This is a genomic window from Nocardia sp. alder85J, assembly GCF_020176955.2.
Lineage (GTDB): Bacteria > Actinomycetota > Actinomycetes > Mycobacteriales > Mycobacteriaceae > Nocardia.
This window is the reverse complement of record NZ_JAIUCZ020000016.1, coordinates 83,142-99,722: the sequence shown is the minus strand read 5'-3', so window position 1 is coordinate 99,722 and position 16,581 is coordinate 83,142. Positions and strand designations below refer to the sequence as shown.

Here is a 16,581-nt window from a genome sequence, read left to right as displayed (position 1 = left end):
CACGACCGGTCGCTCGAGTTCCCGAGTACTACGCAGCGTAGACCAAACGGGCTACAACGTTGTCCCCGGGTCGCATTCGACACGACCCTGACCGCCGCAGCGAAGCGGAGGCCATCGAACACCGCCGCAGATACTGCGTCGGCGGGGTGGGTACGGCATACTCGGAGACTGATTTGGCATGTCCCCGACAGGCCCCCCGATACCGGAACGAGGTTCTCGACGCAGTGTGTGGACTGCTCGGCTTTCTGACCGCTGATGTAGCGACCGATGCGGTCGTCCAGCAGGTGTACGACGCACTGCAATGCGGCCGCCACCGGGGGCCCGACGAGCGGGGCACCTGGCACGACGAGAACATCATCCTCGGGTTCAACCGGTTGTCGATCATCGATATCGACCACTCGCATCAGCCGTTGTTCTGGGGGCCCGCGGACGATCCGGAGCGTTATGCGCTCGCGTTCAACGGGGAGATCTACAACTATCTGGAGTTGCGGGCGCAACTGGCCGAGGAGTTCGGGGCGGAGTTCCGCACCGAGGGCGACGGTGAGGCCATCGTCGCGGGGTACCACTATTGGGGTACCGAGGTTTTCGGGCGGTTGCGCGGGATGTTCGCGTTCGCCGTCTGGGATACCCGGACCCGGCGATTGGTATTGGCCCGGGATCGGTTCGGGATCAAGCCGTTGTTCCTGGCCACCGGGCCCAACGGCACCGCCTACGCCAGTGAGAAGAAGAGCCTGCTGGAATTGCTGCCCGCGCTCGGCCTGTCCGACGAGCTGGATGTGCGGGCGCTCGAGCACTACACGGTGTTGCAGTACGTGCCGGAGCCGGAATCGCTGCATGCCGAGGTGCGGCGGCTCGAGTCCGGGTGTTACGCGACGCTCGCAATCGGGGAACAGCCGGAGATCACCCGCTATTTCGAGCCGACGTTCCGGGTACGTCCGTTCGCGCCGGGCGAGGATCTGAAGCGCTACCGGGAGATCGCCGAGGTGCTGTCGGACTCGGTGGCCAAGCACATGCGCGCGGATGTCACCGTCGGGGCCTTCCTGTCCGGGGGTATCGATTCCACCGCCACCGCCGCGCTGGCGATCCAGCACAACCCGAATCTGCTGACCTTCACTTCCGCCTTCGAGCGCGAGGGCTATTCGGAGGCCGATGTGGCCGCCGAGACCGCGGCCGCGATCGGGGCGAAGCACTACATCCGGACCGTGGGGCCGGAGGAGTACGCCGCGGCGATTCCCGAGATCGTCTGGTATCTCGACGATCCGGTGGCCGATCCGGCGCTGGTGCCGCTGTACTTCGTGGCGAAGGAGGCGCGCAAGCACGTCAAGGTGGTGCTCTCCGGGGAGGGCGCCGACGAGCTGTTCGGCGGATACACCATCTATCGGGAGCCGTTGTCGCTGAAGCCGTTCGAGTACCTGCCCGGTCCGGTGCGGGCGCTGGCGGGGCGGTTGTCGGAGCGGATTCCGGACGGCACCCGGGGCAAGAGTCTGCTGCATCGTGGTTCGCTGCCGCTGGAGCAGCGGTACTACGGCAATGCGCGCAGCTTCAGCGATGCGCAGTTGCGGGCGGTGTTGCGGGAGTTCCGGCCCGAATGGACCCATCAGGACGTCACCGCGCCGATCTACGCGCGCTCGCGGGGCTGGGATCCGGTGGCGCGGATGCAGCATCTCGACCTGTTCACCTGGTTGCGCGGCGACATCCTGGTCAAGGCCGACAAGATGACCATGGCCAACTCCCTGGAACTGCGGGTGCCGTTCCTGGACCCCGAGGTGTTCGCGGTCGCCGAACAACTGCCGTACGAGCAGAAGATCACCAAGGAGACCACCAAGTACGCGCTGCGCCGGGCGCTGGAGACCATCGTCCCGCCGCATGTGCTGCACCGGCCCAAGCTCGGTTTCCCGGTACCGCTGCGGCACTGGCTGCGCGGACCGGAGCTCTACGACTGGGCGGCGTTGCAGATCGCCGAATCGCAGACCGACCACCTGCTGGACAAGGCCGCGATCAAGGCGATGCTGGAGGCGCACCGCACCGGCGGCGTCGACCACAGCCGGCGGTTGTGGACGCTGCTGGTGTTCATGATCTGGCACGGCATCTTCGTGGAGGACCGGATCAAGCCCGACATCCAGGAACCCGCGTACCCGGTGCGGCTGTAGCCCGTTCGCTGTGCCGGGCGTGGACCCGGCACAGCGGTTTCTCATGCTGATTCATTCATCGTTCGCCGCGTTGTGGTCGGAGGAGCACCCGGCGGGTGTTGGGTGTTGGCATGAGCGAGGATCAGGTTCCCAGTTCCGCAGCCGACAACCCGTCCGAGTCCGATGCAGGCGCGGTGCCTGGACCTGCGTCCACCGGCACACCGGATTCGACACCCGCCGAAGCGAGTGCGGCCTCCGGCAGCGCGAGCACGGCACCCGCATCCGACAGCGGCGGATCCAGCGCGGCGGCGGGTGCCGTCCCGCAACCGGAGGCTGTCGGCGGCCCGCATCTGGTGAACCGCCGCTGGTTGTTCGGCGCCTCGGCGGGTGCGGCGGTGGCCGGTCTCGCCGTCGGCGGCGGCGCGGTCGCGCTGTCCACCGGCGACTCCGATTCCGGCACCGCGGCGTGGCCCCGCTCCGCGACCCTGGCCGTCGTGCCGGATCGCGCTGCCGCGCCGCGTGTTTCGGGTCTGCACCTGCAATTCGGCGCGGACGCGGCGCGGGAGGCGGTGGTCTCCTGGCACACCTACGGTTCGGTGAGCAAGCCGGTGGTGCGGTTCGGCACCGCCGCCGACACCTTCGGCGCCAGCATCGACGCCGAGACCAGGACCTACCGGGATGCCAAGTCCGGCACCGAGGTTCAGGTCCACCACGCGCGGCTGACCGGCCTGACCCCGGACACCGACTACGTCTACTCCGCGGGCCACGACGGCGCCCCGCCGGAACTGGGCACGCTGCGCACCGCCCCCGCGGGCCGGGCGGCGTTCCGGTTCACCAGCTTCGGCGACCAGGGCACCCCGACCCTCGGCCGGATGTCCGCCGCCCCCGTCATGAGCTCTCTGGGCGTCGCGGCCCCCACCTACGTCAACGACAACCTCGGCTCTCCGTTCGCGGGCGACGTCACCGCCGGAATCGAGCGCCTGGCACCGCTTTTCAACCTGGTCAACGGCGACCTCTGCTACGCCAACCTGGCCGACGACCGGGTCCGCACCTGGAACGACTGGTGGGCCAACAACTCCCGCTCCGCCCGCTACCGCCCGTGGATGCCCGCCCCCGGCAACCACGAGAACGAGGTGGGCAACGGCCCGATCGGCTACCAGGCGTTCCAGACCTATTTCTCGGTGCCCGACAACGGCGGCGAGGACCTCTCGAAGGGCCTCTGGTACGCCTTCACCGTCGGCGGCGTGCGGATCATCGCCCTCGCCAACGACGACATCTGCTACCAGGACGCCGGCAACACCTACGTCCGCGGCTACTCCGGCGGCGCCCAGAAGCGCTGGCTGGAAACCGAATTGGCGAAGGCCCGCGGCGACAAGAACATCGACTGGCTCGTGGTCTTCATGCACCAGACGGCGATCTCCTCCGCCGACAAGTTCAACGGCGGCGACCGCGCCATCCGCGAGGAATGGCTCCCCCTGTTCGACAAGTACCAGGTCGACCTCGTCCTGGCCGGCCACGAACACCACTACGAGCGCACCCACCCGGTCCGCGGCGTCCTCGGCACCGACACCCTCACCCCGAAACCGGCGGACACGACAACCGACGTCGTGGACACCACCAAGGGCACCGTCCATCTCGTCATCGGCGGCGGCGGCACCTCGGCCCCCTCCAACACCCTGTTCTTCCCCGGCCGGCAGTGCCGCGTCATCACCTCGGTAGGCCCCGTCGCCGCCGCCACCGGCAAGAAGACCCCCGTCTACGTCATGGAACAGGCCCCCTGGTCCGCCGTCAAGGACGCCGAAAACCCCTACGGCTTCTGCGCTTTCGACGTGGACCCCGGCAAACCCGGCGGTAACACCACCATCACCGGCACCTACTACGCCCTCACCGGCCCGACCAGCGAACTGAAGGTCGTCGACAAGTTCACCCTCACCCGCCCCCGCTCCGACCACTGAGCCCGCCGCACCCCGGTACTTCCGCGGCCGGCCACCGGCCGCGCCGGCTTCCCGCCTGAATACGGATGCGCACGCGCGCCGGCGGCCGCACGCCGAGGAGATCTGGGACTTCGCGCTACGGCCGCAGCGAAAGCAGTGCGGCAGCGGCGGTGACGGTCAGTTCCAGTGCCGCACCGAGCACATCACCGTTGAGGCCGTCGAAGCGGCGGGTGCAGTGCCGTACCAGGACAGCGGCCAGGTTGAGCGACGCCACCACCGCGACCGGACCCAGCCACCAGGTGCCGGGGACCGCGAACACCGAGGCGGCCAGCGCGCCGACGACCCACACCGCGGTGGTGGTCATCGACTGGGTCCCGGCGACCAGCGCGCCGAACCCCGCACCCGGTGCCGCCTCCGCGGCCATCCGGCAGGCCAGCACCACCGCGATCCGCCCCAGCGCGAGCGCCAGCACGATCGCGAACCACCGCCGCGATCCGGCCAGGGAGCCCAGCGCGAGCGCCTGGATGCCGATCGCGAAGATCAGCGCGGCCACCCCGAACGGCCCGGCCCCACCGCTTTTCATGATCTCGCGGGCCCGCTCCGGCGGGCCGTAACTTCCGAGTCCGTCGAAGGTGTCGGCGAGCCCGTCCAGATGCATCCCCCGCGTCGCCAGCGCCAGCCCCGCCACCGCCAGCAGCCCGCCGAGCAGATCCGTGCCACCCGCCGCACCGACCGTCCACAGCACCGCACTCGCCGCCGCCCCCAGCAGCACCCCGACCACCGGAGCGCACGCGATCGCCCGCTTCGCCGCCGACCGATCCACCGTCTCGGGCCCCCGCACCGGCAACACCGTCAGCCAGGACACCGCCAGCCGCAACCCGGTCAGCACCGCCCGACCCTCCCGGACGTCCGCGATGCTCCGACACCCGTCCCGAATCTCACGACATCCTCGGGAGGGCAGCCCGTCGCGCATCGGCCGATCCCGCAATATCCGCGACCACCACCTGGCAGTAGCTGTCGCCGACTCCCCGACCGGCACGCGACCGCGGTGTCCGGCAAGGATCCGGACGGCCGGGCCGGTGCGGGCCGGTGCCGGCTACCTCGTAGTCGGTGCGGCGCACCGGGTTGCCGGTCAGGAGACCGCGTCGGCCGGGGCGTCGGCGGTGCTGACGCCGGCCTCGCCGAAGGTCGCCATCTCGGACAGGGCCGCGATCGCGGCGCGGACCAGGGGGAGGGCGGTGACCGCTCCGGAGCCCTCGCCCAGCCGCATATCCATCTCCACCAGGGGCTTCAGGTCGAGTTTGGTCAGGGCCAGGGTGTGGGACGGCTCGGCGGAACGGTGACCGGCGACCCACCAGGCCTTCGCGCCGGGGGCCAGCAACTCCGCCACCAGTGCGGCCGCGGTGACCACCACGCCGTCCAGGATCACCGGGGTGCGGCGGGCGGCCGCCTGGGCGAGATAGCCTGCCATCGCGGCGAAGTCGGCGCCGCCGGCCACTCGCAGCAGGGCCACCGGGTCGGTGAGGTGGGGGCGCGAGCGCCACATCGCGTCGCGGACGGCGGCGGCCTTGCGCATCCAGCCCGCGTCGTCGATCCCGGTGCCGCGGCCGACCGCCACCACCGGCTCGGTACCGGTCAGTCCGGCGATGAGAACCGTTGCGGGCGTGGTGTTCCCGATGCCCATATCGCCGGCGATGAGCAGGTCCGCGCCGCCGTCGATCTCCTCGTCGGCGATCGCGCGGCCCGCGGCCAGCGCGGCGAACGTCTCGGCCTCGGTGAGTGCGTCCTCGCGGTCGATGGCGCCGCTGGAGCGCCGTACCTTGTGGGCCGACACGCTGGGATCGGTATCGGATTCCACCGCGATGTCGACCACCCGCACGGTGGCATCGGCCAACCGGGACAGCGCGTTCACTGCGGCACCGCCGCCGAGGAAGTTCGCCACCATCTGCGCGGTCACCTCGCTCGGGAACGCCGACACGCCGTGCCGGGCGATCCCGTGGTCACCGGCGAACACCACCACCCGGGCCCGCTCGAACTGCCGTGGCGGGCAGGCACCTTGGCAGGCGGACACCCAGTTGCCCAGCGCCTCCAGCCGTCCCAGCGCCCCCGGCGGCTTGGTGAGCATCAGCTGCCGGGCCTCGGCCTGCGCGCGCACTCCCGCGTCCGGCGGCGTGACCGGGCCGAAAACCGGTGCGGCGCTTTCGCTGTAGATCGGATCGGTGGCCCCGGGAATGGCGGGTGCGACAACCGTTGCGGCCGTGGCAGTTTCGGCCGGTGACGCGGATGCCGCCGGTGCGGAACCGTTTTCGGTGGCGGCACCGGCCGCGGATGCGGCGCTGGACGAGGAAGCGGAGGTCGCAGAACCGGAACCGGCGACGGCGGATGTCACCACCGTGCCGGGTGCGGCGGCCCCGTGCGCGGCAGCGGTCATGGCCGCCGTCACCGCCTCGGGCGACAACGGCGCCCCGGCCGTCACCACCCCGGCGCCCCCGAGACCCCCGACCGGATCCAGCCGCAGCGCCCGCCCCGCCACCACGAGGTACACCTCGTCGCACACCGCGGCCACTCGCTGATTCAGCGTTCCGAGCTCGTCCTGGAACAGCCGCCCCGACGCCGTGGCGGGCACCACTCCCAGCCCGACCTCGGGGCTGACGACGACCAGCCGCTGCCGATACCCCGCGATCGCGGCCACCAGCGCGTCGACATCGGGCGTGACCACGCCCGGCGACGAATCCCAGGCGGCTCGCGCGTCGATACGACCGGTCAGCCAGGTGCCCAGATCGTCGATCAGGGTCACCGGGGCCGGATCGGCGAGGGCGTCGACCGGATCCCCTTCGACGAGTGTCCACCCGGCGGGGCGCCGATCACGATGCGCCGCAATACGTTCGGTGAACTCGAGGTCCGCCGGATCGGCCTGCGCGGTCGCGATGTACCGGACCGCGTCGGCCCGTCCGGCCAGCTCCTCGGCGAAGGTCGATTTTCCGGACCGCGCCCCGCCGAGAATCAGCGTCCGCAGCGGCCGCCCGCTGGCAGCATCGTTCAACACGCCAGCACGGTACCAATCGCCCGCCATGCGACACCGCACACCCGCCCCGGCGCGGCCGACCAACACTCACCCCGCCCCGACCCGATATATACGGTCGCCGCCTTCACGAAGCCCTGACCACCCGCCGACCCGCTGCCCTGCCTCCGTAGCGACCGATGACGAAACGCCGGGAACGCGGACCGGCCTCGCACACTCAGTGCGGCGACCGCCCGCGGGCGACGGCGGGACTCCCCCCGAAACGGCGGCGGTATTCGGTGGGTGCGATGCCGACGTGCTGCTGGAAGTGGTGGCGCAGGAGTGCGGCGGAGCCGAAACCACTTCGGGCGGCGATGGTTTCGAGGTCCAGGGTGGTGTCCTCGAGCAGGTGCTGCGCTTGCAGGATGCGCTGGTTGGTCAGCCATTTGACCGGGGTGGTGCCGGTTTCGGCGACGAAACGGCGGGCGAAGGTGCGGGTGGACATCGCCGCGCGGCCGGCCAGTTCCTCCACGGTGTGCTGCCGTTCGAGATGTTCGGTCATCCATTGCAGGATGCCAGCCAGGCTGTCGGCGCCGTTGTCGACGACCGGACGTTCGATGAACTGCCGCTGGCCGCCGTCGCGTTGCGGTGACACCACCATCCGCCGGGCGATCTTGTTGGCGGCGTTGCTGCCCAGTTCGCGGCGGACCAGATGCAGGCAGGCGTCGATCCCGGCGGCCGTACCCGCACTGGTGATCAGCGAGCCCTCGTCGACGAACAGCACGTCGGGGTCGACCGTCGCGGCGGGGTAGCGCCGGGCCAGCTCCGCCACGTAGCGCCAGTGCGTGGTGCACTTGCGGCCGTCGAGCAGCCCCGCCGCACCGGCCAGGAAGGCGCCCGAGCAGACGGTGAGCACGGTCGCCCCGGCCGCGGCGGCCTCGCGCACCGCATCCACGACCCGGGTGTCGAATTCCTGGTCCGCGGCGACCGGGAAGGCCGGCACCGCTACCAGATCGGCGTCGCGCAACTCCGCCAGCCCGTAGCCGGGGGTGACGGTGACGCCGGGGGAACCACTGGTCAGCGGCCGTCCGGGTTCCGCACCGCAGACCCGGAAGTCGAACAACGGCAGACCGTCCTCCCGGCGGTCCAGCCCGAAAACCTCACAGACCACCCCGAATTCGAACATGGCGAGGTTCTCGTTCAACACCACCGCGACCTTCGACAGCATGCGGCCGAGTCTACGTGGCTGCATCTTGACGAACAATGTCGTTACTGCCACTAGTGGCGGGAAGTGGATGAGCGAAAAATTACTGCCATGCTCACCATCATGATCCTGTTGTTCGCCCTGGCGGCCACCACCGCCCTCGTCCACCGCGGGGGCGCCGACCTCGGCGCCTCCCCCGACCTCGGCCGCGACCGCGACTCGGCCCGGATCGCCGCCGAACTGCGTGCCATCACCGGCATGCGCGAACACGGGTGAACCGCCCGCGAATTCGACCCGAGAGCCGGAAAGAGGCACTCCCGAGCGGGGGTGCCTCTGTCGGTGCGGAGCCTGCGCTACACGCTCTCGCCGGGGCTCACCCGCGGCTTCGGGGCGCGCATACGGCGGATCTGGGAGGCGCGCACGAAGGCGTACCAGCCCAGCGACAGCGTCGATTCGGTGGCGTCGGGGAACCGCTCCCGCACCCGCTTGTTGATGGTGCGGCCGATCAGGACACCCTCGATCGCCATGAACAGCATCATGACCAGCATGGCGATCGTCACATATCCCTGCACCAGCGGCGTCAGGAACATCGTGAGGATCAGCACCAGCGCCAGCGGCATGAACAGGCCCACCAGATTGCGGCGGGCGTCGACCAGATCGCGGACGTAGGCACGGACCGGCCCGCGATCGCGCGGTAAGAGGTATTTGTCCTCACCGGCGAGCATGCGGGCGCGGCGATCGGCCGCGGCGGCGCGGCGATCGGCGGAGGCGGCCTTGCGGTCGGCCCGATTGCCGCGGCCGACCTTGCGGCGGGCCCGAGCCTCCTTGGAGTTCATCGGAGCAGGCGCGATCGGGCCGCGGCGGCGGCCCTCGACCTCTCGGCGCTTCGGGGTGGGCCGGCCCTTGCCGGCGGTGGTGGCCGCTCCGCCGGAACCCGCCGGAACGGCCGAGGGCTCTTCGGCGAGGGTGTCGGTGGTGCTGGCATCGCCGCGGCGGAGGAACTTCACGCGACCAGGCTATTCGATATCCGCCCTGTCCGGAAATGCGGTCCGGCCTGGGCTTGCGCTTGCCACCGTGTACCTGCTGTTCTACCGCCGGTCACCCGGGGTTCTCCGGCATGGAACCGCTCCGGGCGACAATTCCCCTGGACACGGGGTACGGTCATCCCGAAATTTCGCACGCCCTGCTGTGGGGAATCTCCGGGGAGTTTTCGGGGTGCGCGAACACGCGGCGGCCCTCAGAGTGGCAAGATTGGAATAGCCGACCGCGAACCTGCGTTGACGGCAGGCGAGCGCGGAGCTTGTCGCCGAGCGCTGTTCACGGGTTGAACACAGGTCCTTAGGAGAGTTCATGACTGTGCAGAACGAGACCGCGACCGCCACCCACGGTGTCACTCTGACCGAGGCCGCCGCCGGTAAGGCGAAAGCGCTGCTGGATCAGGAAGGTCGCGACGATCTGTCGCTGCGGATCGCCGTGCAGCCGGGTGGTTGCGCGGGCCTGCGTTACCAGCTCTTCTTCGACGATCGCATCCTCGACGGCGACCTGGTCGTCGAGTTCGCCGGCGTCAGCCTCGTCGTCGACCGGATGAGCTCCCCCTACGTGCAGGGCGCCTCCATCGACTTCGTCGACACCATCGAGAAGCAGGGTTTCACCATCGACAACCCGAACGCCACCGGCTCCTGCGCCTGCGGCGACAGCTTCAACTGAGATTTTTCCCACAGCGCGGGTCCCGAGCACGGACCCGCGCTGTTCGTGTGCGCGTGCCCCTTACTTCGATCGATGCGTACACGGTACGCTAAGGGCGACAAGGGCTCCGGCTGATTCCCGCCTCGACACACAAAGGACCGAACTCCGTGACCATCGCTGTGTCCGCATCCATTGCCACCGACAATCTGATGCGCTTCCCCGGAAAGTTCTCCGACGTGCTGCTGGCCGACCAGCTGGAACATGTCTCACTCAGCTTCCTGGTCGACGACCTGGTGATCCGGCGCGGCGGCGTGGCCGGCAACATCGCGTACGCCATGGGCCTGCTCGGCCGCAGCCCGCTGCTGGTCGGTTCGGTCGGCCCGGATTTCGGTGAGTACCGCGACTGGCTGGAGCGCCACGGTGTCGACTGCTCCGCCGTGCGGGTGTCGACCACCGCGCAGACCGCTCGCTTCGTGTGCACCACCGACGAGTCGATGGCCCAGATCGCGTCGTTCTACCCGGGCGCCATGAGCGAGGCCCGGGAGATCTCCCTCACCGAGCTCACCGAGAGCCGCCCGCTGGAACTGGTACTGATCGGCGCCAACGATCCGGAGGCGATGACCCGGCACACCGACGAGTGCCGGAAGCTCGGCATCCCGTTCGCCGCCGATCCCTCGCAGCAGCTGGCCCTGATCGACGGCGAGCAGGCGCTGCGGCTGATCGACGGCGCCGCCTACCTGTTCACCAACGAGTACGAGTGGGGCCTGCTGCTCCAGAAGACCGGCCTCGGCCCGGAGGAGATCGGCCGCCAGGTCGGCATCCGGGTCACCACGCTGGGCGCCAAGGGTGTACAGATCATCGGCCCGGACGGCGTCGAGGTGTACGTCGAGGTGGTTCCCGAGCTGGGCAAGGTCGATCCGACCGGCGTCGGCGACGGTTTCCGGGCGGGCTTCCTCACCGGCCACACCGCGGGCCTGAGCCTGGAGCGTTCCGCGCAGCTGGGTTCGCTGGTCGCCGTGCTGGTGCTGGAGACCACCGGCACCCAGGAGTGGCAGCTGGAACGGCAGACCGCGCTGGACCGCATCGCCGCCGCGTACGGTCCGGAGGCCGCCGCGGACATCGCCACAGTCCTGGGCTGATCGCCGAACCTGGGAGAATGCGGAGAACAATTCCTGTAACTCCGATTCTCCCTATCAACGGGTATGGACGCGGTGAAAATTCACATGACCGCGGGTGAAGTCTGTTGGCACACAGACAATAGGGTTAGGTGCATGGGATCCGACCGCTTGTACTTCCGTCAGCTGCTCGCCGGCCGCGACTGGGCCGTGGGCGATCCGATCGCCACCCAGATGCGCAATTTCGCGTATCTGGTCGGTGACCGGGAAACCGGCGAATGCGTCGTGGTGGATCCCGCGTACGCCGCCGGCGACCTGCTCGACCTCGCCGAAGCGGACGGGATGCGGCTGACCGGCGTGCTGGCCACCCACCACCATCCCGACCACGTCGGCGGTACCATGCTCGGCTTCACCCTGGGTGGGGTGCGCGAGCTGCTGGAGCGGGTGCAGGTGCCGGTCCACGTGCAGCAGGAGGAACTCGCCTGGGTGGCCAACGTCACCGGCATCGCCCCGGGCGAACTGACCGGGCACGCCCACGGTGACATCGTCACCGTGGGCGCTCTCGACATCGAACTGCTGCACACCCCCGGGCACACGCCGGGCAGCCAGTGTTTCCTGGTCGACGGGCGGCTGGTGGCCGGTGACACGCTGTTCGTCGACGGCTGCGGCCGCACCGACTTCCCCGGCGGCGACTCCGACGCCATGTTCCGCAGCCTGCGGTATCTGTCCGAATTGCCGGGTGATCCGGTGGTGTATCCCGGGCACTGGTACTCGCAGGAACCCAGCGCGGCGCTGTCCCGGGTCCGCGACAACAACTATGTGATGCGGCCGCAGACCCTGGACCAGTGGCACATGCTGATGCCCGGCTGATCTCCGCATACACCACGAGCCCCGGTCGGCGGCCGAGGCTCGTGCGCTGTCCGGGATGATTCAGGCGAGGGTGCGCAACCAGCCGTGGTTGTCGGCGAAGGTGCCGCGCTGGATACCGGTGAGGGTGTCGCGCAGTGCCATGGTCACCTCACCCGGCTCGCCGGTGCCGATCGCGAATTCACCCTCGGCCGAGCGCACCGAGGCGACCGGGATGACGACCGCGGCCGTGCCGCAGCCGAAGACCTCGGTGATCTCGCCGGATTCGGCGCCCTTGCGCAGCTCCTCCACCGAGATCTTGCGCTCCTCCACCTGATAGCCGGAGTCGGCGGCGAGGGTGATCAGGGAATCGCGGGTGATGCCCGGCAGCAGCGCCCCGGACAACTCGGGGGTCACCAGCCGCGCCTCGGAACCGGAGCCGAACACGAAGAACAGGTTGTTGGTACCCATCTCCTCGATGTACCGATGCTCACACGCGTCCAGCCAGACGACCTGATCACAACCCTGCTCGGCAGCCTGCTTCTGGGCCAGCAGCGAGGCGGCGTAGTTGCCCGCGGCCTTCGCCTCGCCGGTGCCGCCCGGCGCGGCCCGCACGAATTCGGTGGACAGCCACACCCGCACCGGCTTCAGTCCACGCGGGAAGTACGCGCCGGCCGGGGAGGCCAGCAGCATGTACTTGTAGCCCTCGGCCGGCTTCACCCCGAGCCCGACCTCGGTGGAGAACTCGAACGGGCGAAGGTACAGCGACTCCTCGCCACCGGCCGCGGGCACCCAGTCGGCGTCGGCCTCCAGCAACTGCCGCACCGACTCGACGAACAGCTCCTCCGGCAGTTCCGCCATCGCCATCCGCCGGGCCGAGCGACGCAGCCGCGCGGCGTTGGCGTCGACGCGGAAGGTGGCGATGCTGCCGTCCGCCTGCCGGTACGCCTTGAGACCCTCGAAAATCGCCTGACCGTAGTGGAAGACCATGGTCGCCGGGTCCATCGAGATCGGCGCGTAGGGCTGCACCCGGGCGTTGGTCCACTGCCCGTCTGCGTAGTCGATCGTCACCATGTGATCGGTGAAGAATCGGCCGAATCCGGGCTCCGCGAGTATCTCCTGTCGCCGCTGCGCCGGGACGGGCGCGGGATGCGGAACACGGACGAACTGCGCGGCAACTGTCATGCCTGGAATCCTAGAACGCCCCGCTCACGAACCGACAGCGTGGTACGAGCAAATCCGTACCCACGCCCCCGTCAGGAGGTGTGCGCGGTCACGAACGGCGGCCGGACCACCTCGGCGCGCAACCGGCGGCCGCGGACGTCGACCTCGACCTCGGCGCCGGGCTCCAGCCCCGCGGCGGTGTCGAGCAGCGCGAGCGCGATGCCGATCTCCAGGCTGGGTGAGAAGGTGCCGGAGGTGGTCGCGCCGACGGCGTCGTCACCACGCAGCACCGTCTGCCCGGCGCGCAGCACACCGCGATCGATCGCCTTCAGCCCCATCAGGATTCGGCGCGGACCGGCCGACTTCTCCTGTTCCAGTGCGGCCTTGCCCCAGAACCGCGGCTTCTTCCAGCCGACGGCCCACCCGGCCCGCGCCTGCACCGGCGAGATGTCCGGGGACAGTTCGTGCCCGTGGAGCGGATAGCCCATCTCGGTGCGCAGGGTGTCGCGGGCGCCCAGCCCGGCGGGCAGGCCACCGGCGGCGATGACCTCCGCCAGCAGCGCGCGGAACAGCGACTCGGCGTCGGCCCAGCGCGGCAGCAGTTCGTACCCGTGCTCACCGGTGTATCCGGTGCGGCACACCCGGACCGGCACGCTGTTCCACTCCGCGTCGGCGTAGGCCATGTACTCCATGTCGGCGGGCAGGCCCAGCGCCGCCAGCACCTCCGCCGACTTCGGGCCCTGCACCGCGAACACCGCGTACTCGCGATGCAGATCGGTCACCGTGACGCCCTCGGGCGCCCCCGCCCGCAGCGCGGCGACCACCGCGGGGGTGTTGGCCGCGTTGGGTACCAGGAAGATCTCGTCGTCGCCGACGTAGTAGGCGATGAGATCGTCGATCACCCCACCGGTCTCGGTGCAGCACAGCGTGTACTGCGCCTTGCCCGGCCGGATCCGGTTCAGATCGTTGGTCAGCGCCGAGTTCACGAACGCCGCCGCCCCCGGGCCGCGCACCACCGCCTTGCCGAGATGGCTGACGTCGAACAGCCCAGCCGCGTTCCGCACCGCCGTGTGCTCGCGCACGGTCCCGCCGTACTGGACCGGCATCTCCCATCCGCCGAACGGCGCGAACTTGGCGCCGAGTTCGGTGTGGACGGCGTGGATGGGACCTCGCAGCAGCTGGGAGTCGCTCACCCGCCGGAGCTTACTGGGCCGGATGCCGGTCCGGGCGGCGGCGCTGCCGACACGTGATCCACCACGACCGCCGGAAGGACGGGACGGGATGGGCGACAGTAGCCTTGGGCCCATGACAGCTGTTGCAGATCGTTCGCTCGGACCGGAACTCGCGCGTATCACCGACATCGGGGCGGACACCGATGTCCTCGTGGTCGGACTCGTCGTCACCGAGGACGGGCCCGCGCTCGCGCCGTCGGACGCCTTCGACGACGTGCTCGGCGCGGAGGTCCGCGACACCCTGCTGCAACAGCTGCGCGCGGTCGGCGCCAAGGGCAAGCCCGAGGAGCTGACCCGGGTTCCGGCGCCGGCCGGGCTGCCGGTCACCAGCGTGCTGGCGGTGGGCCTGGGCGCCGCCGACAAGGTCGACGCCGAACAGGTCCGCAAGTCCGCCGGTGCGGCCGGGCGGGCGCTGACCGGGACCGGCACCGCGGCCACCACGCTGTCCGGCCTGGATCTGGGCGCGGCGGCGGAGGGCTTCTATCTCGGCGCCTACACCTTCACCCCGTTCAAGTCCGACAAGTCCGCGCCGAAGCCCGACGAGCAACGGGTGCGACGGGTCGAATTGCTCGTTCCCGCACCGGATTCCGGTGAGCAGGAACTGTTCCGGGCGCAGGCGGTCGCGGAGGCCGTGGCCACCGCCCGCGATTTCGTGAACACCCCGCCGAACCGGCTGTTCCCGGCCGAATTCGCCTCGCGCGCAGCCGAACTGGCCGCCGCCGCGGGACTCGAGGTCGAGGTGCTGGACGAGAAGGCTTTGGCGGAGCGGGGTTTCGGCGGCATCGTCGGTGTCGGCCAGGGTTCCTCCCGGCCGCCGCGGCTGCTGCGCATCACCTACGCGGGCGGACCGAAGAAGGTGGCGCTGATCGGTAAGGGCATCACCTTCGACACCGGCGGCATCTCGATCAAACCGGCCGCCAACATGGAGAACATGACCTCCGACATGGCCGGTGCGGCGGCGGTCATCGCGACCACGCTGCTGGCCGCCCGGCTGAGCCTGCCGGTCACCGTCACCGCCACCGTGCCGATGGCCGAGAACATGCCCTCGGACACCGCGCAGCGGCCGGGCGACGTCATCACCCAGTACGGCGGCATCACCGTGGAGGTGATCAACACCGACGCCGAGGGCCGGCTGATCCTGGCCGACGCCATCGTGCGGGCCGGTGAGGACTCCCCGGACTATCTGATCGACGTGGCCACCCTGACCGGCGCGCAACTGGTGGCGCTCGGCGCCCGCACCCCGGGCGTGATGGGCACCGAGGAGTTCCGCGACCGGGTCGCGCGGTTGTCGCAGGCGGCCGGGGAGAACGGCTGGGCGATGCCGCTGCCCGCCGAACTGCGGCCCGACCTCAACTCGAAGGTCGCCGATCTGATGAACGTCTCGCCGCATCGCAACGGCGGCATGCTGGTGGCCGGGCTGTTCCTGAAGGAGTTCGTGCCCGACGGGGTGCAGTGGGCCCATCTGGACGTGGCCGGGCCCGCCTACAACACCGGCGGTCCGTACGGCTACGTCGGCAAGGGTGGCACGGGCGTACCGGTCCGCACCCTGATCGCGGTGCTGGACGACATTGCCGCGGAATAGGTCCCGCGCCTCGGTGCATCGACCAGCGCGGCCCACCGATGACCGCCGGCTGTCGATGACCGCGGCCTAGCGATGATCGCGCAGATCGTTCTCGACGGCCCGCCGGCGTTCGATGCGCCGGCGGGCATCGAAATCCCGCATCCGTTGCGGATATCCGGTGCGCCGCACGTCGTAGACGGGGATCCGCAGGCGCCCGGCCAGTTGCCGCGCACCCCGCTCCCCCACCACCCGGCGGGTCCATTCGCCGTCGGCGGCCACCAGCACCACGGTGACATCGGTCACCGTGGTCTTGGGCTCGACGTACGCCTCCACACCGGTATGCGTACGCACCCAGTCGGCCAGATACCGCGCATCGGACGCCTCCGGACCACGGCCGCCCGGCGCCGATCGGCGGAAACGATCGAGCAGGCCCATCTCCGCCCCACCTCCTTCTCGGGACACCGGAACACTCACACCCGGTTCTTCGATACTGCCAGCGGCAGTGTTTCGGTGCCGCCGTCGAAACACAGCCGCCCTGTGGTAGGCCGCCTGCGAGCGAGTGCAAGGATGGAACACCGGAAACAACGAACCCACACGGATCTCCGGTGCCACGCAGAACGTTCGGTGGCGTGGGACATTCGCCGCGACCCGCGGTGGGCGCCCGCCAGAGACAACTGTTGTAGACCCGTCGAGCAGTTATAGGAGTCAA

The 16,581-nt window shown here is 70.0% G+C and carries 14 protein-coding genes; 7 read left to right on the top strand and 7 right to left on the bottom strand.

Annotated elements, in window-relative coordinates:
- Positions 1–224 precede the first annotated feature (224 nt).
- Entirely contained in the window at positions 225–2,150 is a 1,926-nt protein-coding gene (asnB, locus tag LBW94_RS40855) for an asparagine synthase (glutamine-hydrolyzing) (RefSeq protein WP_225059835.1), read from the top strand.
- Positions 2,151–2,260: 110 nt separating this feature from the next.
- Complete coding sequence (locus LBW94_RS40850; protein WP_225059836.1) at positions 2,261–4,084, top strand: purple acid phosphatase family protein; 1,824 nt, start codon at positions 2,261–2,263, stop codon at positions 4,082–4,084.
- Positions 4,085–4,199: 115 nt separating this feature from the next.
- On the opposite strand, the gene LBW94_RS40845 is transcribed toward LBW94_RS40850, so the two are convergent.
- From LBW94_RS40845 to LBW94_RS40835, 3 genes are all read right to left on the bottom strand, one after another.
- Positions 4,200–4,949, bottom strand: coding sequence for an adenosylcobinamide-GDP ribazoletransferase (locus tag LBW94_RS40845; RefSeq protein WP_225059877.1), 750 nt, complete (start codon positions 4,947–4,949; stop codon positions 4,200–4,202).
- A gap of 246 nt (positions 4,950–5,195) precedes the next feature.
- Positions 5,196–7,109: a nicotinate-nucleotide--dimethylbenzimidazole phosphoribosyltransferase gene (gene cobT, locus LBW94_RS40840; protein WP_225059837.1), complete on the bottom strand. Its 1,914-nt coding sequence runs from the start codon at positions 7,107–7,109 to the stop codon at positions 5,196–5,198.
- Between the two features lie 193 nt (positions 7,110–7,302).
- Positions 7,303–8,292, bottom strand: coding sequence for a helix-turn-helix domain-containing protein (locus LBW94_RS40835; protein ID WP_225059838.1), 990 nt, complete (start codon positions 8,290–8,292; stop codon positions 7,303–7,305).
- Between the two features lie 87 nt (positions 8,293–8,379).
- On the opposite strand from LBW94_RS40835, the gene LBW94_RS40830 reads away from it, so the two are divergent.
- Positions 8,380–8,544, top strand: coding sequence for a hypothetical protein (locus tag LBW94_RS40830; protein WP_225059839.1), 165 nt, complete (start codon positions 8,380–8,382; stop codon positions 8,542–8,544).
- Between the two features lie 77 nt (positions 8,545–8,621).
- On the opposite strand, the gene LBW94_RS40825 is transcribed toward LBW94_RS40830, so the two are convergent.
- Positions 8,622–9,275 carry a DUF3043 domain-containing protein gene (locus LBW94_RS40825; protein WP_225059840.1) on the bottom strand — a complete coding sequence of 218 codons (654 nt, stop codon included), beginning with the start codon at positions 9,273–9,275 and terminating at the stop codon, positions 8,622–8,624.
- Positions 9,276–9,618: 343 nt separating this feature from the next.
- On the opposite strand from LBW94_RS40825, the gene erpA reads away from it, so the two are divergent.
- The 3 genes from erpA (at position 9,619) to LBW94_RS40810 (ending at position 11,939) form a co-directional block, all read left to right on the top strand.
- Positions 9,619–9,975, top strand: a complete 357-nt coding sequence (gene erpA, locus LBW94_RS40820; protein WP_225059841.1) for an iron-sulfur cluster insertion protein ErpA — start codon at positions 9,619–9,621, stop codon at positions 9,973–9,975.
- A 146-nt stretch (positions 9,976–10,121) separates the two neighbouring features.
- A complete protein-coding gene (locus tag LBW94_RS40815) occupies positions 10,122–11,093 on the top strand; it encodes a carbohydrate kinase family protein (RefSeq protein ID WP_225059842.1) in 972 nt (323 codons plus the stop codon).
- A 132-nt stretch (positions 11,094–11,225) separates the two neighbouring features.
- Positions 11,226–11,939 (top strand): MBL fold metallo-hydrolase, encoded by a 714-nt coding sequence (locus tag LBW94_RS40810; protein WP_225059843.1) that lies wholly within the window; start codon positions 11,226–11,228, stop codon positions 11,937–11,939.
- 60 nt (positions 11,940–11,999) lie between these two features.
- Here LBW94_RS40810 and LBW94_RS40805 read toward each other — a convergent pair whose 3' ends face one another.
- Positions 12,000–13,100, bottom strand: coding sequence for a branched-chain amino acid aminotransferase (locus LBW94_RS40805; RefSeq protein WP_225059844.1), 1,101 nt, complete (start codon positions 13,098–13,100; stop codon positions 12,000–12,002).
- A gap of 71 nt (positions 13,101–13,171) precedes the next feature.
- Complete coding sequence (gene gcvT, locus LBW94_RS40800) at positions 13,172–14,272, bottom strand: glycine cleavage system aminomethyltransferase GcvT (protein ID WP_225059845.1); 1,101 nt, start codon at positions 14,270–14,272, stop codon at positions 13,172–13,174.
- A 112-nt stretch (positions 14,273–14,384) separates the two neighbouring features.
- On the opposite strand from gcvT, the gene LBW94_RS40795 reads away from it, so the two are divergent.
- Positions 14,385–15,893 carry a leucyl aminopeptidase gene (locus LBW94_RS40795; protein WP_225059846.1) on the top strand — a complete coding sequence of 503 codons (1,509 nt, stop codon included), beginning with the start codon at positions 14,385–14,387 and terminating at the stop codon, positions 15,891–15,893.
- A gap of 66 nt (positions 15,894–15,959) precedes the next feature.
- Here LBW94_RS40795 and LBW94_RS40790 read toward each other — a convergent pair whose 3' ends face one another.
- Entirely contained in the window at positions 15,960–16,307 is a 348-nt protein-coding gene (locus LBW94_RS40790) for an oxidoreductase (RefSeq protein ID WP_225059847.1), read from the bottom strand.
- Between the last annotated feature and the right edge of the window lie 274 nt (positions 16,308–16,581).